Origin of the sequence: Vibrio sp. B1-2 (genome assembly GCF_963888445.1) — a bacterium.
Lineage (GTDB): Bacteria > Pseudomonadota > Gammaproteobacteria > Enterobacterales > Vibrionaceae > Vibrio > Vibrio anguillarum.
In genome coordinates, this window is sequence record NZ_CAWPJH010000010.1 from 1 (window position 1) to 23,004 (window position 23,004).

At 46.0% G+C, this 23,004-nt stretch carries 21 protein-coding genes; 5 read left to right on the forward strand and 16 right to left on the reverse strand.

From position 1 onward, the window contains the following. Positions 1-205: 205 nt before the first annotated feature. Both AACQ75_RS04725 and lpcA read right to left on the reverse strand, forming a co-directional pair. Positions 206-1,039: a class II glutamine amidotransferase gene (locus tag AACQ75_RS04725; RefSeq protein WP_170889625.1), complete on the reverse strand. Its 834-nt coding sequence runs from the start codon at positions 1,037-1,039 to the stop codon at positions 206-208. Between the two features lie 63 nt (positions 1,040-1,102). Beyond that, complete coding sequence (lpcA, locus tag AACQ75_RS04730) at positions 1,103-1,678, reverse strand: D-sedoheptulose 7-phosphate isomerase (protein WP_010320095.1); 576 nt, start codon at positions 1,676-1,678, stop codon at positions 1,103-1,105. 347 nt (positions 1,679-2,025) lie between these two features. Between lpcA and fadE the strand changes: the two genes are divergently transcribed. Further along, positions 2,026-4,470, forward strand: a complete 2,445-nt coding sequence (fadE, locus tag AACQ75_RS04735; RefSeq protein ID WP_170889627.1) for an acyl-CoA dehydrogenase FadE — start codon at positions 2,026-2,028, stop codon at positions 4,468-4,470. Positions 4,471-4,563: 93 nt separating this feature from the next. On the opposite strand, the gene AACQ75_RS04740 is transcribed toward fadE, so the two are convergent. Both AACQ75_RS04740 and dnaQ read right to left on the reverse strand, forming a co-directional pair. Beyond that, complete coding sequence (locus AACQ75_RS04740) at positions 4,564-5,814, reverse strand: TIGR03503 family protein (protein WP_170889629.1); 1,251 nt, start codon at positions 5,812-5,814, stop codon at positions 4,564-4,566. 8 nt (positions 5,815-5,822) lie between these two features. Beyond that, positions 5,823-6,566: a DNA polymerase III subunit epsilon gene (dnaQ, locus tag AACQ75_RS04745; RefSeq protein ID WP_013856229.1), complete on the reverse strand. Its 744-nt coding sequence runs from the start codon at positions 6,564-6,566 to the stop codon at positions 5,823-5,825. Positions 6,567-6,622: 56 nt separating this feature from the next. Here dnaQ and rnhA point away from each other — a divergent pair, with 56 nt between their 5' ends. Next, positions 6,623-7,090, forward strand: coding sequence for a ribonuclease HI (rnhA, locus tag AACQ75_RS04750; protein WP_013856228.1), 468 nt, complete (start codon positions 6,623-6,625; stop codon positions 7,088-7,090). Here rnhA and AACQ75_RS04755 read toward each other — a convergent pair. Beyond that, entirely contained in the window at positions 7,075-7,839 is a 765-nt protein-coding gene (locus AACQ75_RS04755) for a methyltransferase domain-containing protein (protein ID WP_013856227.1), read from the reverse strand. The two genes, rnhA and AACQ75_RS04755, sit on opposite strands and share 16 nt — an antisense overlap. Before the next feature lie 36 nt (positions 7,840-7,875). Here AACQ75_RS04755 and gloB point away from each other — a divergent pair, with 36 nt between their 5' ends. The 3 genes from gloB (at position 7,876) to AACQ75_RS04770 (ending at position 10,961) form a co-directional block, all read left to right on the forward strand. Next, a complete protein-coding gene (gene gloB, locus AACQ75_RS04760; RefSeq protein WP_170889631.1) occupies positions 7,876-8,634 on the forward strand; it encodes a hydroxyacylglutathione hydrolase in 759 nt (252 codons plus the stop codon). A 72-nt stretch (positions 8,635-8,706) separates the two neighbouring features. Further along, entirely contained in the window at positions 8,707-10,278 is a 1,572-nt protein-coding gene (locus AACQ75_RS04765) for a lytic transglycosylase (RefSeq protein WP_017043992.1), read from the forward strand. After that, positions 10,275-10,961, forward strand: coding sequence for a YIP1 family protein (locus AACQ75_RS04770; RefSeq protein WP_013856224.1), 687 nt, complete (start codon positions 10,275-10,277; stop codon positions 10,959-10,961). Before AACQ75_RS04765 ends, AACQ75_RS04770 begins: the two co-directional genes overlap by 4 nt. Before the next feature lie 7 nt (positions 10,962-10,968). Here the strand turns inward: AACQ75_RS04770 and AACQ75_RS04775 are convergent, their stop codons facing one another. The 11 genes from AACQ75_RS04775 to lpxD form a co-directional block, all read right to left on the reverse strand. Then, positions 10,969-11,811: an endonuclease/exonuclease/phosphatase family protein gene (locus AACQ75_RS04775; RefSeq protein ID WP_170889633.1), complete on the reverse strand. Its 843-nt coding sequence runs from the start codon at positions 11,809-11,811 to the stop codon at positions 10,969-10,971. A gap of 80 nt (positions 11,812-11,891) precedes the next feature. Further along, positions 11,892-12,230: a nitrogen regulatory protein P-II gene (glnB, locus tag AACQ75_RS04780; RefSeq protein ID WP_010320105.1), complete on the reverse strand. Its 339-nt coding sequence runs from the start codon at positions 12,228-12,230 to the stop codon at positions 11,892-11,894. 110 nt (positions 12,231-12,340) lie between these two features. Next, on the reverse strand, positions 12,341-12,652 hold the full coding sequence (locus tag AACQ75_RS04785; protein ID WP_026028528.1) for a c-type cytochrome: 312 nt from the start codon (positions 12,650-12,652) through the stop codon (positions 12,341-12,343). Between the two features lie 60 nt (positions 12,653-12,712). Then, positions 12,713-14,023: a tRNA lysidine(34) synthetase TilS gene (gene tilS, locus AACQ75_RS04790; protein ID WP_094123766.1), complete on the reverse strand. Its 1,311-nt coding sequence runs from the start codon at positions 14,021-14,023 to the stop codon at positions 12,713-12,715. Positions 14,024-14,155: 132 nt separating this feature from the next. Then, positions 14,156-15,115 carry an acetyl-CoA carboxylase carboxyl transferase subunit alpha gene (gene accA / locus AACQ75_RS04795; protein ID WP_013856219.1) on the reverse strand — a complete coding sequence of 320 codons (960 nt, stop codon included), beginning with the start codon at positions 15,113-15,115 and terminating at the stop codon, positions 14,156-14,158. 47 nt (positions 15,116-15,162) lie between these two features. Next, positions 15,163-18,642, reverse strand: a complete 3,480-nt coding sequence (dnaE, locus tag AACQ75_RS04800) for a DNA polymerase III subunit alpha (protein ID WP_170889636.1) — start codon at positions 18,640-18,642, stop codon at positions 15,163-15,165. A gap of 81 nt (positions 18,643-18,723) precedes the next feature. Beyond that, entirely contained in the window at positions 18,724-19,335 is a 612-nt protein-coding gene (gene rnhB / locus AACQ75_RS04805) for a ribonuclease HII (protein ID WP_170889638.1), read from the reverse strand. Between the two features lie 43 nt (positions 19,336-19,378). After that, positions 19,379-20,527 carry a lipid-A-disaccharide synthase gene (gene lpxB / locus AACQ75_RS04810; RefSeq protein WP_088732787.1) on the reverse strand — a complete coding sequence of 383 codons (1,149 nt, stop codon included), beginning with the start codon at positions 20,525-20,527 and terminating at the stop codon, positions 19,379-19,381. A gap of 105 nt (positions 20,528-20,632) precedes the next feature. Next, complete coding sequence (lpxA, locus tag AACQ75_RS04815) at positions 20,633-21,421, reverse strand: acyl-ACP--UDP-N-acetylglucosamine O-acyltransferase (protein WP_170889640.1); 789 nt, start codon at positions 21,419-21,421, stop codon at positions 20,633-20,635. Position 21,422: 1 nt separating this feature from the next. Beyond that, positions 21,423-21,854 carry a 3-hydroxyacyl-ACP dehydratase FabZ gene (fabZ, locus tag AACQ75_RS04820; RefSeq protein WP_026027636.1) on the reverse strand — a complete coding sequence of 144 codons (432 nt, stop codon included), beginning with the start codon at positions 21,852-21,854 and terminating at the stop codon, positions 21,423-21,425. 116 nt (positions 21,855-21,970) lie between these two features. Next, entirely contained in the window at positions 21,971-23,002 is a 1,032-nt protein-coding gene (lpxD, locus tag AACQ75_RS04825; RefSeq protein WP_017046602.1) for a UDP-3-O-(3-hydroxymyristoyl)glucosamine N-acyltransferase, read from the reverse strand. Positions 23,003-23,004: the final 2 nt, after the last annotated feature.

The following is a 23,004-nucleotide window of genomic DNA, read 5'->3' on the forward strand; positions in this document are numbered from 1 at the left end:
CATTAATTATGTTTAGAGCTTGAGAAACATCCATAAAAAAATCCAAGTGCATTAAATACACTTGGATTTTGACAGCTCTGAAGGATCGTTCAACCGATCACTTTGGCCTTAACTGATCGGCATTAGCCTCAACAGCAACCTTTTTTATTGTCATCTCAAATACAATTCAAACAGCAGTAAATAGACAAGCTTAAGAATAAAAACCTTAAATAGGTGCTTGGCAGCCTGGCTTTGCCGCGGCAAACGGAATGTCAGCTAAGGACTGCGCATTGCCATCAACGTATTCGCCATAATGGAAAATCGCATATTCGCCTGGCTTCATTCGTTGCCAAGTTTCATTTCCCGTCAGTGGCTGAGTCGCAATCACTGACACAACATCATCAGGCGTTGTTTCTTCTTGGAAGTTAATCTCGACATCTTCATCAAGTAAACTTGCTTTCCCAAAGGGGGCGCGTCGAGTAATCCAGTACAGATGATTCGTGCAATAGGTCACCACAAACTCACCATCAGAAAGTAGCATATTAAACACACCTTGCTGCTTAAGTTGATCGCAACACTTCGCAACGAATTGAAACATGCTGAGCATATCTTGAGGCGGTTCAGGATAACGCGCTTCTAACTGCTTTAACAACCAACAGAAAGCTTGCTCGCTATCCGTTTCACCAACAGGGCGATAGCGTCCAGTTTCTAGCTGCTGGTGATCCGCCAATTGTCCATTGTGAGCGAACGTCCAATATCTCCCCCACAATTCTCGAGTGAATGGGTGAGTATTTTCCAAATTCACCCCACCCCGATTTGCTTGACGAATATGGCTAACCACTGCCCGACTTTTTATAGGGTAACTCTGCACAAGCTCTGCAATTTTTGACTGAAAGCTAGGGTTAGGGTCTTTAAAGGTGCGAAAACCCTTCCCTTCATAGAAAGTGATTCCCCAACCATCACAATGCGGCCCCGTGTTGCCGCCACGCTGAATCAACCCAGTAAAACTAAAGCAAATATCAGTCGGCACATTGGCACTCATACCGAGCAATTCACACATGGTTTAATGCACTCCCTTTTGCAACCACAAACACATTAAAAGAAAAGAACGGCGTTGAACTTCTTACGCCATCTCTTTTTCAATCAGTTGGATAACTATGTGGATGATCTTGATATGGATTTCTTGGATACGATCCGCGTAGCCGAAGTGCGGGACACGAATCTCGATATCCGCTAAACCTGCCATTTTCCCACCATCTTTACCGGTCAGAGCAATGGTCTTCATCCCTTTGGCTTGGGCCGCTTCAATCGCTTTCAAAATGTTCCCCGAGTTACCAGAAGTCGATAGGCCAAACAGGACATCGCCTTTTGAGCCCACAGCTTCCACATAGCGAGAGAATACAAAATCGTAACCAAAATCATTGCTAACGCAAGACAAATGGCTTGGATCTGAAATAGCAATACCAGGATAACCCGGACGATTCTCGCGATAGCGCCCCGTTAGCTCTTCAGCAAAGTGCATTGCATCACAGTGGGAACCGCCATTGCCGCAAGAGAGCACTTTTCCGCCTTGCTTAAATGAGTCGGCAATCAGTTTTGCGGCGGCCTCAATTTGAGCGATGTTATGCTCATCATTAAGAAATTTGTTTAGCACGTCAGCCGCTTCGGTCAATTCACTTTTAATTAAATCCTGGTACATAGATATATTCTCTTTTTAATCTGTTTACCGATAGGCTCCATCAATCAAGAGCCAGTAACAGGCTTGAGTTTACCCAAACCATCCTTTCTGTCGATAGTTCGACTTCAAGAATTGTTGTTTTCTCCCGCTTCCCACTCCAGAAAGCCCTCTATGGGTTATTTATTTTGAGGTTTTGCCCTACATGGATCACTTTTTGAACAATACAAGGTTTTACATTTCGTTAATAATTTGATTACACTTAGCACTGGTTAGACCACTTACATAAACGAGACGACTAACAACACTTTCCAATGCACTGACAAAAATCAGCCGCAATGGCGTGAATACAGTCTCAAAGGAATGAAATTATGGACATCTTGCTCTCTATACTTGGTTTTCTCACCGTGTTCGGTGTGTGCCTCTACCACCGAATGTCACTTTTTAGCGCATTAGTTGCGCTAACGGTAACCATGGTGGTTCTTACCCTGCTGGATTACACCGGGGTGATTGGATGGTTGCTGTATTTAGCGGCTATCGCTTTATTAGCCGTTCCCTCTATCCGTCAAAGCGTGATTAGCGAAAAAGCATTAACACTGTTCAAAAAAGTGCTGCCAGCAATGTCACAAACCGAAAAAGAGGCATTAGATGCAGGAACCGTTTGGTGGGAAGCTGAACTGTTTAAAGGCAAACCGAACTGGAACAAACTACACAAAATTGCAGCGCCGACATTAAGTGCACAAGAGCAAGCCTTTATTGATGGACCAGTCAACGAAGTGTGTGCCATGGTTAGCGATTATCAAGTTACGCATGAATTAGCCGACTTACCTCCTGAGGTTTGGCAATATTTAAAAGATCATAAATTCTTCGCCATGATCATTAAAAAACAATACGGCGGCTTGGAGTTTTCAGCTTATGCACAATCCATTGTGCTACAAAAGCTAACGGGTGTATCTGGAGTGCTTTCATCCACCGTTGGTGTACCGAACTCTTTAGGCCCGGGCGAACTTTTACAACATTATGGTACTGAAGATCAGAAAAACCATTACCTGCCACGTTTAGCGGAAGGTAAAGAGATTCCCTGCTTTGCATTAACCAGCCCAGAAGCAGGTTCCGATGCAGGTTCAATTCCTGATTTTGGCGTGGTATGTAAAGGGAAATGGGAAGGAAAAGAAGTGTTAGGGATGCGCCTAACGTGGAACAAGCGCTACATCACGCTCGCCCCGGTTGCAACCGTATTAGGCCTAGCATTCAAACTGCGCGATCCTGACGGCTTACTTGGGGATAAAACAGAGCTTGGCATCACTTGTGCGCTCATCCCAACCCACTTAAAAGGAGTTGAAATTGGCAATCGCCACATGCCATTGAACGTTCCATTCCAAAATGGTCCGACACGTGCTAACGACTTATTTGTGCCGCTTGATTTCATTATTGGCGGACCAAGCATGGCAGGACAAGGCTGGCGTATGCTTGTAGAGTGTTTATCGGTTGGACGTGGCATTACGTTACCTTCTAACTCGACTGGCGGAATTAAAACTGCGGCGCTAGCAACAGGAGCTTACGCTCGGATTCGTCGTCAATTTAAGCAACCAATTGGCCATATGGAAGGTGTCGAAGAGCCATTAGCACGTTTAGGTGGTAACGCTTATGTGATGGATGCGGCGAGCAATTTAACCGTAGCTGGTATTGATCTGGGCGAAAAACCCTCGGTCATTTCCGCTATAGTCAAATACCACTGCACCCACCGTGGTCAACGCAGCATTATTGATGCAATGGACATTGTGGGCGGAAAAGGGATTTGTATTGGACCTGCTAACTTTTTAGCTCGCAGCTACCAAGGTGCACCGATTGCCGTAACCGTCGAAGGGGCCAATATTCTGACTCGCTCAATGATCATCTTTGGTCAAGGCGCGATCCGTTGTCATCCTTATGTTTTAGAAGAAATGAACGCCGCTTATTCACAAGATTCTGATGCCGTTGAGAAATTTGACGCCGCTCTTGCAGGTCACGTCAGCTTCACCATGAGTAATCTTGTGCGCAGTATTTGGTTTGGTGTTACCGATGGTTTGGGTTCATCTGCACCGACTAATGATGCAACCAAACGCTACTATCAACAACTAAACCGTTACAGCGCTAACTTAGCACTGCTTTCTGATATTTCGATGGCTGTATTGGGAGGCTCTCTCAAACGTAAAGAGCGTTTGTCAGCACGCCTTGGCGATATTTTGAGCCAACTCTACCTCAGTTCTGCCACACTTAAGCGTTTTGAAAATGATGGTCGTCCCGTGGAGGATCTTCCTTTGGTTCATTGGGGTCTACAAGACAGTTTGAAGCAGACGGAAGTCGCCATTGATGAATTCTTAACCAACTTCCCGAACAAAGCGATTGGTAAGGTACTTCGTATATTGTTGATGCCGATTGGTCGAGTACGCAAAGCACCTAGTGATAAATTAGATAGCCAAGTTGCGCAGATCCTGCAAACACCGAGTGAAACTCGTTCACGCATCGGTCGCAACCAATATCTCGCCCCAACGGCGCATAATGCGGCGGGTAAGATTGAACAAGCACTGGACATCATTTTACGTGCAGAGCCTTTGTTCGATAAAGTGTGCAGCGTCACCAATCAACGCCGTCCATTCTTGCGTTTAGATGAAGTGGCCGCCATTGGCTTACAACAAAAAATTCTAACCGAACAAGAAGCACAGCTATTAACGGAAGCTGAGGCTCATCGTTTGTATACCATTAATGTCGATGATTTTGCGCCACAGGAACTGGCCGCAAAGCCTCAATATCCGGCAATAAATGATGTTGCGTAAGTCAATTTATTGAATGTCAAAGGGCGTTTTCAACGCCCTTTTTTATGACTGGAATACAGAATCAAGAGGTTGCCAACTCGGCAACATCTCTTGTTATTTCTTCGGCATATTCAACTGTAATTCGGGTTGCAACGCCTTTTTCGCTTTAATCTTACGCATCACAAACCACGCCAAAAGCCCAATCAATATCGCACCAATATTACCAATAACAATGAACATAATACTGCGACTCGTTGCCTCTTCTCTCATCTGAATAATCAACTGCTCCTGTTCAAGCTTACGCTGCTGGATTTCTTCTTCCATCTGCAAACGGCGAGTCTCCTCAATGTTGACATCATCAACCACGCTGTAAGTATGCTCAGCAAGCGGGAAGTAAAGTGGACGCTGGCTGGCAAGCTCTGTCGCATACAACTTTCCAGACCAACGATAGTTACCGTTGTCTCCATTGTATGGAATTTCTAAACTTAACTTTAGCGCCTCTTTTTCTGACTGCCCCTCAGTAATAAAGATATCATCATAAATATTCGCATGTTCGACATGGGCAACGATGGAGCCTGGGGCTATCATTCCTTGCTCACCCGAAAAAACAATTTGATGTGGCGCACCATCAACACGAGATTGGATAAAGGTGGTTGATACTGGAGCTGGGTAAACCAGCACCTCTTGCTCTTGGGCGCGTAAAAACACGCCGTTGCCAGAGGTGATCCTAACGCGATACTTACCCGGCATTGGAGTGATAGGCAGCGCTACAGTGAAAATGCCATCACCTGGCTGTTCATCTAAACCACGTCCATCATCGGCAAATTCACCAATCACTTCCGGTAATGGACGCGCTTCTTTAATCAGATCTTCTTCATTTTCAACGTATTTAGTAAAGGTTACTTTTAAGTTGACTCTATCGAGAAAGTCTCTCAACAATAAAGGCTTACCGTCGGAGGTTAATCGCGCGGTAAATTTTATCACTTCACCAAGGTATAAGCGCGTAGGAAACAGATCAGTATCAAGTTGCAGATGAGAAATAAGCTTGATGCTATTTTGTGAGGAAACCTTGCCTATGGCCTGCCAAGGGCCAGGCATTGGCTTATCAATTGAAATGATATCCATTGTGGGTTCTTGATACCAACGCACATTATCGCTATGTTGCCAAGCGTAATATTTCTTACCATCAGGCCGCACAAGCACCACGGGTTGGGATGACTTTTCGCGATACACAACAAAAGTAATTTGTGAAATGGTTGGATCCACACGGAAACGATTGTCGAGCAGCGACATCGAGGAGGAATTCACCGCAAAAACGCCTGTACTCCACATCAGCGCAATCACTGCTGCCATTATCCTCAACATATTTTCTCCTACTGACGCCAAAGGCAGCTTCCGCTCTTTTCGACTAGATCCAATCTTTCTTGGTGTGCTTGTAATTCATCGGCACAAGCCTGCAAAACCTTTAGCTTTTTCCGACCTGCGACAGCTCGTTTTATTGACTCTCCTCCCACACTGCCATCACTGCGCGTTCCGGCACTGAACTGTAACGAGGTTTGCCCGCCAGTCATCAGCAGATAAACGTCCGCTAATATCTCCGCATCGAGCAATGCACCGTGCAAGGTACGATGTGAGTTATCGATACCATAACGATCACAAAGTATATCCAAGTTATTGCGTTTGCCGGGGAAAATACGCTTTGCCATAGCAAGCGTATCGGTCACTTTGCAATACTGCTCCGTCTTACCGATTTTAGCGTCGAGCTTGCGAAACTCGTAATCCATAAAACCGACGTCGAAGGGAGCGTTGTGCGCCACCAGCTCAGCCCCCTTGATGAAATCTAAAAACTCTTGATGCACATCGCGATATTGCGGTTTGTCCATCAAAAACTCATCGGTAATACCGTGGATTTCGATCGCTTCTAACTGAATCTCACGATCGGGTTTCAGGTAGACATGGAAGTGGCGGCCTGTCAGCTTGCGGTTGATAATTTCAACGGCACCGATTTCAACAATGCGGTGTCCTTCATAGTGAGGGCCGCCTTCACGGTTCATACCCGTGGTTTCCGTATCGAGAACGACGATACGTTGGGATTGGGAATTGCTGCTAGTATTCATAAGGATATGTATGTCAGACTATGCCAATAATGTGCGTAACCTAATAGTATCAAATCATGACAAAACAGGTGGAAATTTTCACTGATGGATCTTGCTTAGGTAATCCTGGCCCGGGTGGTTATGGGGTTGTCCTTCGTTACAAAGAAACCGAAAAAACGTTAGCCAAAGGCTACCGACTCACCACTAACAACCGAATGGAAATGTTAGCGGCAGTGGTTGCACTGCAAACACTGAAAGAGCCATGTAATGTTATTCTCACCACAGACAGCCAATACGTTCGTCAAGGTATTACTCAGTGGATCCACAACTGGAAAAAACGCGGTTGGAAAACATCGGATAAAAAACCAGTGAAGAATGCCGATTTATGGCAAGCACTTGATAAAGAAAGCGCCCGCCACACCATTGACTGGCGCTGGGTGAAAGGCCATGCGGGTCATCGTGAAAATGAAATGTGCGATGAATTAGCACGCAATGCAGCAGAAAACCCAACCGAAGACGATATTGGGTATCAAGCATCCGAATAAGGGTCACAGGCCTTATCTTGGTTCTGAGTTGATAAACGGTAGTTCAGGCTAACTGGCGAAAGACGCCGTTTAAAACGCCAATGAGGTTTAATCGGTTTCAAGGGATAAGTACGTTTGCGCGCTACGATGAAATACAGGCTACCAAATGGAGCGGCCCAGTCGCCAATACCATTTTCCAACCACGCCCACATGGGTTGATATTTTTGCATCGGGAAAAGGGCATATTGGTCACAGTCAATCACTTGATAGTTCAAGACACTCAGCCAGTCCTTAATCCGGTTAGCGGTAAACATACGACCGCTCCAAGGTAAGTTATGTTTTCGCCAAGGCATCAAACTTGCGATCCCCGTAAAACTGATTGGATTAAACCCCGTAATAATGATGTAGCCATCATCCATCATCACGCGATCAACTTCGCGTAAGATACGGTGCGGATCGCCACAATAATCCAGTTGGTGCGCTAAAATAGCCACATCAAAACTCTTTTCAAGAAAAGGCAGTTCGTAGCTATCGGCAATCACCGTATGGAGTGGGTTTTCAATATCAAGATGAACTTGGTGTTGAATATTGCAGTTGCAACTGGCAAGCTCACAACTCAAACCACCGAGCTTAAGCATATGATAGCCAAATAATTTAGAGCACCATTCATCAAGCCGAGTCTGAATAGAATCACTAACCCACTGGCCATTTTTAAGTTGGGACCAAGAATGAGGCTTATCTAATTTTTTTTCGCTACGCGCTGGCTTCATCGATAACCTATTTCACCTCGGTGATTGGAGATACTCATGTTACAGATCAAAAGCATACCCGCATTTAATGATAATTACATCTGGCTGATCCAAAATAGCGATCAGCGTTGTGCTGTGGTCGATCCCGGTGATGCAGCACCAGTGCTTGAGTACCTCTCGAAGCATCAATTAACGCTCGAAGCAATATTAATTACCCACCATCACCATGATCACATTGGTGGTGTTGCAGAACTGGTTCGCCAGTTTCCCAGCATTAACGTTGTTGGTCCCGCTCATGAACCTATTCCTACCTTAACGCACGCGGTTGAAGCTGGCGATCAGCTAGAACTATTCGATGAAATCTTTATGGTGCTTGATCTCGCAGGACACACAAAAGGTCACATTGGCTATGTCGGTGACAATAAACTGTTTTGTGGCGATGTACTGTTCTCCGCAGGGTGTGGCCGTGTTTTTGAGGGCACAATGGAGCAAATGTTTACGTCACTGTGTAAACTTGCCGCATTGCCAGAAGAGACTGAGGTCTATTGCGCGCACGAATATACCGCAAGTAACGTCGCATTTGCTTTAGCCGTTGAGCCCGATAATGACCAACTTCAACAGTATCGAGATACCGTCAACCGGCTCCGAGCCCAGCAGAAATCGACATTACCGACCACTATCCGCCAAGAAAAATGGATCAATCCATTTTTGCGGACCCAGCAAGAGAGTGTGATAAAATCCGTCGCGAATCGTACTCAACAAACCGATCCTCTATCAATTTTTACCGCGTTACGTGAGTGGAAGAACGAATTTTGACGATTTGCTGCTTGTCATAGCAATAAAGTGCCAAGTATTATCAGCAGCCATTAAGTCAAAGGGCTGAGATAGATGCGATTTCAATTTAGCTGGGTGATGGTGCTCTTGTTAGCGGGGTGCCAAATCACTCAGCCAACAGACCAAACAACAGCGCCAAATGCCAAAGAGGCAAATAGCCCTCAGATTCAGACACAAAAAGAGATGGCTAAACAAAAGTCGTCATCTGCAAAAAAGACAACGCCGAAAGTGATCACGCCACAAGAGCAAGCGGACGTATGGCAGCGCATCGCAATGCAGTTGTCGATGGATATCCCAGATCATAAATCAGTGAATTATTATCGAACTTGGTATCTTAAACACCCTAATCACCTACAAACTGTTGCCGAGCGAGCAAAGCCATTTCTTTACCTTATCACTGAGAAAATTGAGCAGCGCGGCTTACCACTTGAGTTAGCACTCTTACCTATTGTTGAAAGCTCGTTTGATGCCTTTGCCTACTCACACGGTAGCGCTGCGGGGCTGTGGCAATTTGTGCCGAGTACGGGAGAGATGTATGGCCTAGAGCAAAATTTTTGGTATGACGGAAGACGAGATGTAGACGCCGCCACCGATGCGGCTTTGGATTATCTCACTGCATTAAATAAGCGTTTTGATGGTGATTGGAGCCATGCGATTGCCGCCTATAACAGCGGTGGTGGGCGGATCTCTAGCGCGATTCGTAAAAATCACAAGGCTGGTAAACCAACCGACTTTTTCTCACTCGACTTACCCGATGAAACCACAGGCTACGTCCCTAAATTACTCGCGCTGGCCGATATTGTTGCCAATCAAGAAAAATATGGCATTGAAATCCCAGCAATCGCTAACAAACCAGTGTTAACGTTAGTCGACCCTCAAGAACAGCTTGATCTTGCCATTGCCGCCAATTACGCCGGAATGAGCGTGAAAGAGTTGCAAAGTTACAACCCAGCTTACAATCAATGGGCGACCTCGCCGACGGGACCTCATCAACTGCTTATCCCAGTAGATAAAGTGGAACGCTTTGCTCAGAAAGTTGAAGAGAATCGCGGTAAGGGGATGAAGTTAGTACGCTACAAGGTAAAATCCGGCGATAGCTTGAGTGTGATTGCTCAACAGCACAATACCACCAGCAAAGTGATTCAGACGGCCAACAATCTCAATGGCAACGTCATTCGCGTTGGGCAGTATTTAATGATCCCAACATCCGTAAAAGACGAAAAAGCATACGCACTCAGTGCCAGTAACCGCTTGGCAAAAACGCAAGCGATGGCCCGTGGTCAGTATAAGCTGTCTCATACGGTAGCCAAAGGTGATAGCTTATGGAGCATTGCCAAACAGCACAATGTTTCCCATCAGTCCTTAGCAAAATGGAACGGTATGGGGCCAAGAGACACGTTGAAGATTGGCCAAACACTAGTCATTTGGAAAAATAGCAGTGAAGGTGCCATCATTCGTACTGTTTTTTATCAAGTGCGTAGCGGCGATACACTCAGCGCCATCGCTAATAAGTTTAAAGTCAAAAGCCTCGACATTGTAAAATGGAACGAGCTTGCAAACCAAAAGTACTTAAAGCCGGGTCAAAAACTCAAGCTCTACGTCGATGTCACTAAGGTCAGTGTATGAATCCTTCCAGTAACCCGTTAATCATGTTGGTGGATATTTTCCGTTCCCCCACGTCTTGTTTTTTAGCCCTTTATCAACGCGGCATGTGGGGTTGGCAACCTTATCTCTTTTTAATCCTGAGTCCCTTTCTATTTTGGGGGGCTTATTTTGACGTGGTTAACCTTGAATGGTTAAAAGCTGGGCTCTCGGCGCAGTTGGCTATGATCAACCCCGCTCAGCTTGAAATGTTAGATGCCAACACCTTGATGGCAAGCGAAATTATCAGTGATGTGGTAGGCCGCACGCTAACGATTTTCATGTTGGCATTGTGGTTCAATTTGGCGACCAAGCAGAGCCAACATCAGCACGGTTTCTGGCGTTGGTTTGCCGCAAGTGCTGTCATCACTTTCCCAGCCGTGTTGGGCGATCTCGCCAGTTACGCGAGCTTATTACTCAAACATGGCCACGTGATGACTTACGCTGCTGACCTTAATAGTTTAAATGGCCTAATTAAGTTGCCACTGACTAATGATTGGTCTCAATTTGCCAGCTCCTTCCCACTGCTTTTGCCTTGGTACATCGTACTTGGCTACGCGGCGGTGGGCGCATGGACAGAGCTGGAACGCGGCCAAGCTCTGGTGATTTCGGCGCTGCCTTGGATTGGCTATTACCTGATTTGGGCGCTGTACATCGCCATCAGTTAGAAAGTGGTTATAAACTAAAACTCGCCAATAGTGGGTTATGATCAGAAGCGTCCGTTACGGGCGCTTTTGCATTGAGCAGTGTTAAACCACGATAAAAAAGATGATCAAGCACCAAGCCCGTCACAAACTGAACACGGTGATCGGGTTCGAACAACACTTCCTTCAAACCCACACGATTTAATGCAGTGGTTAATGTGTCCATTCTTGCTTGACTCCAGCTATTAAAATCGCCACCGACAATCACCGGCCCTTGATGTGTTTTTAATTGAACGAGTAACGCTTCCAGCTGATTGGTATACTCTTGCGTTCCATAGGTAAAGTTCACTGCATGCAGGTTTACAACCGCCAGAGTCTGACCATCACTTAAACGATACAGGGCGTAAATCGCCGATTTGGGTAAGCGCAACCAAGGCTCTAATTCGGTGTAAGCACACGCTAATACTGGCATCTGCCTGCCAAGATTTAACACTCCGGCTGATTCACCAAAAATACGAAAAGCATCCGCTTGCGTCCCTCCCCACTGCTTTTGGCTGATCCACTCTTTCAATGACAAGGTCATGCTCGCTTCTTGTAGCAACACCAATTGGGCATCTTGGCTGAATTTATCCAGCTCACTTTGCCATGTTTCTCTATTTTGTTTATAGATATTCCAAACCAGTACATTAAGCTGACCACGCACATCAATTGCGCGAGCGTTTGGATTATCGTAACAAATCAGTGGAGATGAAGCGTTTTTCCCATCAATAGTCAACAATTGCGGCGTTGAAGGAATAGTAAAAATAGAGAAAAAACTAACCACAGCCGCAGTAATCAGCAACAGCGGCAAAACAAGCAGATATTTTCTTTTCATAACGTTCAACAAAATTGGTAGGGATGTATTAATAAAGAGACAAAAAAGGAGCCATTGGCTCCCTTCTTCTCGGTGTACAGCTAAATAGCGTCTTCGTCTTCTTCACCGGTACGAATTCGTACCACTCGTTCAATATTGGTAATGAAAATTTTACCATCACCAATTTTTCCCGTTTGCGCCGTCTCAATAATGGTGTCAACGCAGCGATCAGCGACATCGTCAGTCACCACAATTTCAAGCTTCACTTTAGGTAAGAAATCCACCATGTACTCAGCGCCACGGTACAATTCAGTATGCCCTTTCTGACGACCAAATCCTTTTACTTCAGAAACTGTCATACCCGTGATCCCGACTTCAGCTAACGCTTCGCGGACGTCATCAAGTTTAAATGGCTTAATAATGGCTTCGATTTTTTTCATGTTCATCCCTTACACTTTCGTCAATTGGTGGCATTATCTGCTAGCAAAAAAAAACAATCAATAAAAAGCCCAAGCAACGCTTGGGCTGATTGAAACCCGTTCACTGTCATTTACTTAAGACTTGCGAAATAGGCCGCTAAGTTTTCAATATCGGCATCACTGAGCATTGCCGCTTGCGCTTGCATTACGACGGCTAAACCACCATTACGCTCTTTATTCTTGTAGGCTTTAACTGATGAGATAAGGTATTGCTCATTTTGCCCTTTTAGATTTGGGTATCCCGGAATAAGGGCAATCCCGTCTGCGCCGTGACACGCCGCGCAGATAGCTGCTTTGGCTTGCCCTGCGGCTGGGTCTCCAGCAAACGCACTTCCCGCTAACAACGTTAAACCCATAACTATTCCAATCGCGACTTTTTTCATTGCTCCACCTTCATGTCCATATTCATTGTATGTTTTATACGAATTTTGCATGAAAAGCGTTCATTTGTCCCAGATGAGTTCACAATCTTGCCCACTGAAGTCACGATCAACAAATAAATTTGCAATCGCAACCACTTGATTCCGATGCATCAATATTGGCGTTCTTCGTCGTAGCCAACTCGGCACGCCATACTCTTGAAACAATTTTTTTAGCTTTCGACTTCCCACTCGTCCGACAGGGCATGCTGCCAGCCCTTCAGGATTAAACGTAACGCTTAATTGATGGCAATCATCAGGCAAGGCTATTCCCTTGCTAGCACCATGAGACGATAACGTCAGATTACCTAGTCCATCAGGCAAGGTTAATGATTGATCGGGCACAATCATCGCCTGCCAATCTGAAATGTCTTGATAAGTTTGGATGCAATATAGCTTTTGGTCAAAGCGGCGGATCTCACTTTGCCCTAGTTTAAGCCGAGGATTCGCATCAATACGCGCAGACGCCACTTGTTGCCAAATCATCGCCAAATGTTCTTGAGTCGGCATTGGCTCCCCCAATTGAGCAAGCCACATTCTTAGCAATTGATAGCGTGCTAATTCGCTGCGATGAGAAAGCGCGGTAATTGATAAACTGCCATCAGGCATTTTTGCCTCTTGCATTGCCTCTTGTAGCAGCTCTTCAAGCAACACCTGCTGCTGAGCACACAATGTCGCACTACGAGCAACCGCTTGGTGAATATGCGGCCAGCGCTGCGTAAGAACTGGCGTGATGTGATGGCGGATAAAATTACGATCAAAACGGGTATCTTGGTTACTTTCGTCCTCGACCCAATCCAAATTCTGGGTTACGGCAAAGCTTTCGATCTGTACGCGAGTTGCCGCAAGCAAAGGACGGACGATTTTCCCCGCGCCAAATGGCATCGCTTGTGCCATCGAAGAGAGTCCTTTGGGTCCACTACCACGCTTTAACGCGAGCAAAAATGTCTCGATCTGATCATCGCTATGCTGTCCAGTTAGCAACAAATCGTCAGTGTTAATGTATTTCGCTAAAACTTGGTAACGCGCCGTACGCGCCAATGACTCCACACTTTCACCGCTAGCGGTATCGAGTTGCACCCGTTCAATAAAAAAAGGGATCGCGGCGTGTTGGGCCCAGCGCTGGCACTGTTTGGCCCACTCATCGGCATGTTGACTTAATCCATGATGAACATAAACAGCACAGCACTCACAGGAGGTTTCGTCACGATATTGCGCCAATAGTTCAAGCATCACCCGCGAGTCCATGCCACCACTAAAACCCAAGACTAATTGGCTGCTTGCTAAGCGATGACGATTGATAACGTGTGAAAATAGCGAATAAAGTTCAGACATGGGTTTTCAGCGCTAAGAGGAATTGATGCCAGTTTACCTTGAAACGCGCCAAGCAAACCAGTCCTGAAATCGGGCCGATAAAAAAGGGCTGGACAGAATCCAACCCTTTTTATTTATTGTTCGCTCTGCTGTTTAGCAGTAGCCGTAGTTCATCAAACGTTGATAACGACGAGCCAATAATGCTTCTTCATTCAGCGGCTCTAAATCAGCAAGCTGTTTTAGCAGTGTTGCTTTCATATTGGCGGCCATTTGTATTGGATCGCGATGCGCGCCACCTAATGGTTCTTCGATAATTTCATCAATCAGCTCAAGCTCTTTTAAGCGAGGAGCGACTAAGCCCATCGCTTCAGCCGCTTGCGGCGCTTTATCTGAATCTCGCCACAAGATTGAAGCGCATCCTTCTGGCGAAATTACCGCATAAGTGGAATATTGCAGCATGTTCACGTAGTCACCCACGCCAATCGCTAAAGCGCCACCAGAGCCACCTTCACCGACAACATTACAAATAACTGGCACTTTCAAGCCTGACATCACTTTTAGGTTTGTAGCAATCGCTTCAGATTGGCCACGTTCTTCAGCGCCAACACCAGGATAAGCACCTGCGGTATCAATGAAGGTAATAATAGGCATGCCAAAACGTTCAGCCATTTTCATCAAACGTAGCGCTTTGCGATAGCCTTCTGGTTTTGGCATTCCGAAGTTACGTCTTACTTTCTCTCTCGTTTCACGTCCTTTTTGGTGACCAATCACCATCACCGGACGTCCTTCTAAACGAGCAATGCCGCCGACAATCGCTTTGTCATCAGCAAAAGCGCGATCACCAGCCAACTCGTCAAACTCAGTGAAGACATGGTTGATGTAATCAAGCGTGTAAGGGCGTTGTGGATGGCGTGCCAATTGAGCCACTTGCCATGCCCCTAAATCACCAAAGATTTTCTTCTTAAGCTCTAAGCTTTTCTTTTCTAGCTGTTCGATCTCTTTGTCGAGATCAACGGACTTATCACCACCATGGCGAGACACGTCGCGTAGCGCCTGAATTTTAGCCTCAAGTTCAGCAATTGGTTTTTCAAATTCTAGAAAATTTAGGCTCATCTACCGATCCTTTTATACTCAGCGTTCAACATATTTGACGCCAAATTTTAGTTAAATTCGAGTTCTACCTGATCTTTGCCAAGTAGCTGTTTCAATTCGTCTAACAATGTATCACTTGGGGTTACACGCCACTGCGTACCAAGAGTGAGTCGCACTCTCGCCTCTGCGCGTTGGTAGTATACATTGACAGGTATAGTCCCTGCTCGGTGAGGCTCTAAGATCTGACTAAAGCGCTCAAAAAACTGGCTGTCTATCTGTGATTGCTCAATCGATATCGACAAGCCACGGGCATATTTTTCACGCGCACTGCCCAAGTCCATGACTTCGCGCGCCGACATTTTAAGGCCACCATTGAAGTCATCAAAGCTGACCTGTCCAGAAATCACTAAAATTCTATCTTTTTCTAACAGCTCTGCATACCGCTCTAACGCATCAGAGAATAACATCACTTCCATACGTCCTGAACGATCATCTAACGTCATGATGCCAATCCGCGTGCCACGCTTGGTGGTCATGACTTTAGCCGCAATCACTAACCCCGCTAAAGTGACGGATTGATCGCGTCGCGTTGGCGTGGCATCTTTTAGTCGACAACTGGTGTACTTCGCAAGTTCCTTAATATGTGCGTTTATTGGATGCCCGGTCAAATAAAGGCCCAATGTATCGCGCTCACCTTCAAGCCAAACTTTCTCAGGCCACTCGGGGACTTGCGTATATTTATGTTCTACTTCTTCTGGCGCATCAGTCAATACACCAAACATATCAACCTGACCAAAGGCTTCAGCTTGGTGGAATTGGCTGGCCGCTTTCACAGCATCATTTAATGAGGCCATCATTGCAGCACGGTGTGGGCCTAAACGATCCAAAGCACCCGCATAAATAAGCTTTTCAATCACACGCTTATTGACTTTTTTCAAATCAATTCTGGCGCAAAAATCAAACAAATCTTTAAAATAGCCGCCTGCTGTGCGCGCTTCTAAAATCGCTTCAATCGGCCCTTCACCCACACCTTTGATCGCGCCAATACCATAGACAATCGCGCCATTTTCATCGACGTTAAAGCGGTACAAGCCGGCGTTAATATCCGGTGGTAACACTTTAAGATTCATGCGTAAACATTCATCCACTAAGCCAACCACCTTTTCGGTGTTGTCCATGTCGGCCGTCATTACTGCCGCCATAAATTCGGCTGGGTAGTGGGTTTTTAACCATAAGGTTTGATAAGAAACCAGAGCATAAGCCGCAGAGTGCGATTTGTTAAACCCGTAACCGGCGAATTTTTCTACTAAGTCGAAGATTTTCATCGACAATTCGCCATCCACGCCGTTTTTTATCGAACCTTCTTCAAAAATCGCCCGCTGCTTGGCCATCTCTTCTGGCTTTTTCTTACCCATCGCACGGCGCAGCATATCCGCGCCGCCTAATGTGTATCCGGCTAGGACTTGGGCGATCTGCATCACTTGCTCTTGGTACAAGATGATGCCGTAGGTTGGGTCTAGAATTTCTTTTAATGACTCATGTTGCCATTTTTCATCTGGGTAGGAGATCGCCTCTCGGCCATGTTTACGGTCGATAAAGTTATCCACCATACCCGATTGCAAAGGCCCAGGGCGAAACAGAGCCACTAGTGCAATGATATCTTCGAAGCAGTCTGGCTGGAGACGTTTGATCAGATCTTTCATGCCGCGCGATTCTAACTGGAATACCGCGGTGGTTTCAGAATTTTGCAATACACGAAATGAAACTGGGTCTTCTAACGGGATAGCTTCAATACGAACGGGCTCTTTGCCTTCTCGTTGTAAGCGCGGGTTAATCAGCCCTAGTGCCCAATCGATAATGGTTAAGGTACGTAGACCTAAGAAGTCAAACTTGACTAAGCCTGCGGTTTCAACATCGTTCTTATCAAATTGAGTAACGGGGAAATGCCCTTCAGCATCCGCATAAATCGGCGAAAAGTCGGTAATTGTGGTTGGGGAGATCACCACCCCACCCGCATGCTTACCAGCGTTACGCGTGCAACCTTCTAGAATTCGGCACTTATCAATCAGCTCTTTGACGTCTTCGTCATTGTTGTACAGCTCAGGTAACGCGGGTTCAGCCTTAAACGCCTTTTCGAGTGTCATTCCTGGATCTAGTGGAATAAGCTTTGAAATGCGGTCGACAAATCCAAACGGATGACCAAGCACGCGTCCCACGTCACGAATGACCGCTTTGGCAGCCATAGTACCAAAGGTGATGATCTGTGATACCGCATCACGACCATACATTTCAGCAACGTGATCAATAACTTGGTCACGTTTATCCATACAGAAATCGACGTCAAAATCGGGCATTGAGACCCGTTCTGGGTTCAAGAAACGTTCGAAAAGTAAATCATATTGTAGTGGATCTAAATCGGTAATTTTGAGCGCGTAAGCCACCAATGAACCCGCACCCGATCCGCGCCCCGGTCCCACCGGAATATCGTTATCTTTTGACCACTGGATGAACTCCATCACAATCAAGAAATAACCGGGGAATCCCATGTTATTAATCACTTCGAGCTCAATTTGCAGCCGTTCATCATATTCAGGGCGACGTTGTGCGCGAACCTCAGGATCGGGGAACAGAAATTCAAGACGCTCTTCAAGGCCTTCTTGTGATTTCATCACCAAGTATTCGGTTTCTTTCATTCCTTCCGTTGGGAAGGCGGGCAAGAAATATTCCCCCAAACGGACGGTAACATTACACCGTTTGGCAATCTCAACACTGTTTTGCAGCGCTTCAGGAATGTCGGTAAACAGCTCACACATTTCCGCTTCGGTGCGCAAATATTGCTGTGGGCTGTAATTTTTTGGCCGACGAGGATCTTCCATGGTGTAGCCATCATGAATCGCTACTCGAATTTCATGCGCTTCAAAAAACTCTTCGCTGAGAAACACCACTTCATTGGTTGCAACGACGGGCAGATCGTTATTTTCAGCCAATTCTAGAGCAAAGTGCAGATAGCTCTCTTCGTCGGCTCGCCCTGTGCGAGTCAATTCAAGGTAAAAACGATCGACAAAATGAGTTTGATAAAACTCGACACATTTATCGACTAACGCCTGATTACCTTTAAGCAGTGCTTTGCCTATTTCACCACTTTTTCCACCCGAAAGCACAATCAAGCCTTCTGCATATTTCACTAGCCACGCTTTATCAATCACAGGTAGGTGTTGCACATGACCGCGTAGATAAGCATCGGAGATCAGTAAGGTCAGATTTTTGTAACCAACATTATCACTCGCTAGAACCGTCAGCTTGGTGAGCTCATCACCAAACTCCTCGGATTGCATGACAAAATCTGCACCGATAATCGGCTTTACCCCACAGTTATGAGCGGTACCATAAAATTTGACCAAACCACATAAGTTCGTGAAGTCGGTCAACGCTACGGCAGGCATCCCCATCTCGGCCACTTTTTTCACAAGCGGTGGCACTTTGGACAAGCCATCGATCATAGAAAAGTCGCTGTGGACACGAAGGTGGACAAACTTTGGTTCTGGCATGCAATAAAATCCTAGATGCTAGGTTTGGTACAAGATTTGGCGGTTATTCTACGCGAATCTGCTCGTGGCTGACACCCGCAATTAGTCAATTCCCAGCACGCGTTTCACTGGCTTAAAGCTTTTACGGTGCTCTGCGATGACGCCATGTTGTTCGATCGCGGCAAAATGCGCTTTAGTTGGATAGCCCTTATGTTGAGCAAAGCCAAATTGTGGGTACAATTTATCGAGCGCTTCCATCTCTTTATCGCGTACCACTTTAGCAATGATTGAGGCGGCGCTGATTTGCGCCACACGCATATCACCCTTGACGACCGCGATACTATGCATCGGTAACTGTGGAACACGGTTGCCATCAATTAAAACCAAATCAGGTTGAATCGCTAGACCTGCAATCGCGCGTTGCATCGCCACCATAGTCGCTTGAAGAATATTAAGCTCATCAATTTCAGCTGGTGAACAGCGGCCAACAGACCAAGCGAGCGCCTTTTGTTTAATTTCAGGAAAAAGCGCTAGGCGTTTTTTTTCTGATAACTTTTTCGAGTCGGCCAAACCTTCAATCGGATTATTCGGATCCAAGATTACTGCGGCAGTCACTACGTCGCCCACTAATGGACCTCGGCCAACTTCATCCACTCCTGCAATCAAAACATAGCCCTTAGGGTATTCAAAAGGAGTCAGTGTTTGTTCTGCCATCTTGTCTATTTTCCTCTCGTTATTTTTCAATCGCTCTTAATCGTTAATGGTTAATCAAGCTTAAAACCGCCTTGGCGGCTTGTTGATCCGCACCTTTGCGGATCCAGTGATGCATTTCAGTAAAACGTTCAATTAAAGAGGAATTATCACGGCTGAGCATGCTATCGACCGCAGGAAACAGATGTTGCGGGTCGCATTCATCAAGAATGAACTCAGGAACCAGTTCTTCTCCGGCTAAAATATTGGGCAGTGAAACAAATTCGGTTATCGCAAGCTTCTGAACCAACCATCCGGTGAGCCAGTTCACTTTGTATCCCACCACCATCGGCCGTTTGAGCAACATGCATTCCAGTGCGACTGTGCCAGAGGCAAGCAGCACAGCATCTGCAGCCGTGATGACATTGCGCGCGGTGTCTTCAATAATAGCAAAATCGAGCTCTGGGGCGATCTCCTGCCAAATGGTTTCAAACTGCTGTTTACGTTTAGGATTGACGGCGGCTACCACAAAACCAATATCAGGGTATTTCTGTTTGATTTGTCGACATGTTTCAATAAATGGCTTGGCAATTAAACCAACTTCTCCCCCTCGGCTACCGGGTAGCACAGCCAGCCACTGTTTATCTGTCTCTAATTTCAACAGTTCACGAGCGGCGATTTTATCGGGTTGCAGTGGAATGGCATCGGCCAGTGTATGGCCGACAAATTCGCACGCAACCTGATACTTGTCGTAAAACGCTTTTTCAAACGGAAGAAATGCCAACACTAGATCGGTCGCCGCATCGATTTTAAAAATACGTTTGGGACGCCATGCCCATACAGATGGGCTCACATAGTGGACGGTTTTGATGCCCGCTTTTTTGAGATCAAGCTCTAGTCGTAAATTAAAATCTGGTGCATCAATACCAACAAACACATCCGGCGGATTGGCTTTAAAATACTTCACCAACTGCGCTTTAACTTTCAGTAAACGTGGTAAGCGGCCAAGCACCTCAACCAGACCCATCACGGCTAGCTCTTCCATATCAAATAAAGATTCACAACCTTGAGCAATCATTTTAGGGCCGCCAATACCGACAAATTGTGCATTGGGGTATTGCTGCTTGATGGCTTGAATGAAGCCTTCTCCTAATGTATCGCCAGAAAGCTCTCCGGCAACAATACCGATTCTTAGGGGATTTTCATGTGAGTGCATATCATTTCCTAACAGAATTCGCTCAGCCGTTATGCGGCGTCAAAAAGACAAAAGATCGCTAAACAAGTAGCGATCTTCGGATATTAATAGAAACTCAGTGGTGAACTAACGAATAATGCCACGCTCAGTTTTTTCTAGTAAATCAGTAAAACGCTGAATCGATGGGTACTCTTTCACCATCTCAACCAATATAGGTAAGACTTCTGCTTGCGTTTTACCTGATCGGTAAATTTCTTTATACGCTTTTTGTAGCGCGCGAATTTCGGCTTTTTCAAAACCATTTCGCTTCAAACCAACAAGGTTAAGGCCAAATGGTGAGGCATGGTTACCTTGTGCTAACACGTAAGCGGGTACATCTTGCACCACAGCAGAACAACCACCGATATAAGCATAAGCACCAACGCTACAGAAAGGATGAATCGCCGACAACGCCATAACACCCGCATAGTCACCGACCGTCACATGGCCGCCAAGAATTGCGTTGTTACCAATGTGCGTATGATTACCAACAATCACATCGTGCGCAATATGGGCATTCACACACAATAGGTTGTCGTTGCCAACAACTGTTTGCGTTTTATCTTGCATAGTACCACGGTGAATTTGCACCGCTTCACGAATAACATTGCGATCACCAATGACAACTCGCGTATCTTCACCACCATACTTCTTATCTTGGTTCTCTTCGCCAATGACGGCGTGAGGGAAAATACGGTTCTCTTCACCAATGACGGTGTTTCCTTTGATGACCACATGCGACATCACTTCCGTACCTTGGCCAATGCTTACCCCAGAGGTGATGTAAGTAAATGGACCAACAGTGACGTTAGCTCCGATGATAGCGCCATCTTCAACCACCGCACTTGGGTGGATTTGTGCAGTTTCATGAATCATATTAAAACTCTCTACGAGCACATTTCATTTCAGCTGAACACACAACCTCACCATCAACTTTCGCTACGCCATTAAACAACGCAATACCACGACGCTCTTTAATAAACTGCACTTCGATGATCAGTTGGTCGCCAGGGCCTACAGGTTTACGAAACTTCGCATTATCAATACTAGCAAAGTAATACAATTCGTTATCTTTCGGTGCACCAAAGGTTTTGAATGCTAATAGGCCCGTTGCTTGTGCCATTGCTTCTAAAATCAGCACACCTGGAAAAATAGGTAACTGCGGAAAATGACCAGTGAACTGAGGTTCATTAACTGACACATTTTTCAAGCCAACAAGGTATTTGCCTTCTTCAAAGTCAATTACACGGTCAATCAACAGAAATGGGTAACGGTGAGGAAGCAGCCTCTGAATTTCAGTGATGTGCATCGTTTTCGTTTCAGTCGTCAAAGTCATATTCCTATACAGTAAAACTTTCAAAAATTATTTGGCATTATAGACGAAAAAGACTCGCAATTGGCGAGCCTAATCGGGAAAAAGTAGAATTAGGATTCCGCTTCCTGCTCTAAGTACTTTTCAAGTGCTTTAAGTCGCTTGTGCATATCTTCGATACGGTGAACGCGAGCGGCAGTTTTACGCCATTCTTTGTTCGGTTGCAACGGAATACCAGAAGAGAACATGCCTTTCTCGGTGATGCTACGCATCACCATCCCCATGCCAGTAATAGTGACCCCATCAACAATCTCGATATGGCCATTGATCACCGCACCGCCACCAATAATGCAATATTTGCCTATGTGGGTGCTGCCAGCAATGATGGTACCGCCAGCAATTGCAGTGCCATAGCCAATACAGACGTTATGTGCAATCTGTAATTGGTTATCGAGAATGACGTTATCTTCAATAATCGTGTCATCTAATGCGCCACGATCAATTGTCGTGCAGGCACCGATTTCAACTCGATTACCGATCCGGACTGTGCCAATTTGCGGAATTTTAATCCACTCACCTTTCTCATTGGCATAGCCAAAACCATCAGAACCAATCACGGCACCTGACTGAATAAGGCACGCCGAGCCAATTTCCACTTCGTGGTAAACGCTGACATTTGCCCACAACTGGGTGTTAGCGCCAATTTTGGCGTTTTTACCGATGAAACAGCCGGCACCAATGGAGACGTTATCGCCCAGTTGCACGCCCGTCTCAATGACCGCGTTTGCACCAATAGAAACGTTCTGCCCTAGCTGGGCATCCGGTGCAACAACCGCAGAAGAGCTGATATCACTCGCAGGTCGCGGTGTCGTGTCCAGCGCTTGCGCCACCTTTGCAAAAGCAACGTATGGATCAGCGACGACCAATACATTGGTTGTACACAATTCACGTTCACTAGCCTTGACCATAATCACCGTTGCGCGGCATTGACCAAGGTGTTTGTTATATTTGGGATTAGAGAGGAAAGTTACGTAACCTTCCTGCGCCTTATCCATAGGTGCGACAGCGGAAACTGTCGCAGAGCCATCACCAAACAGCTCTCCCCCGGTGATGGTTGCCAATTCGGCTAAAGTCAGTTTTGCCATAA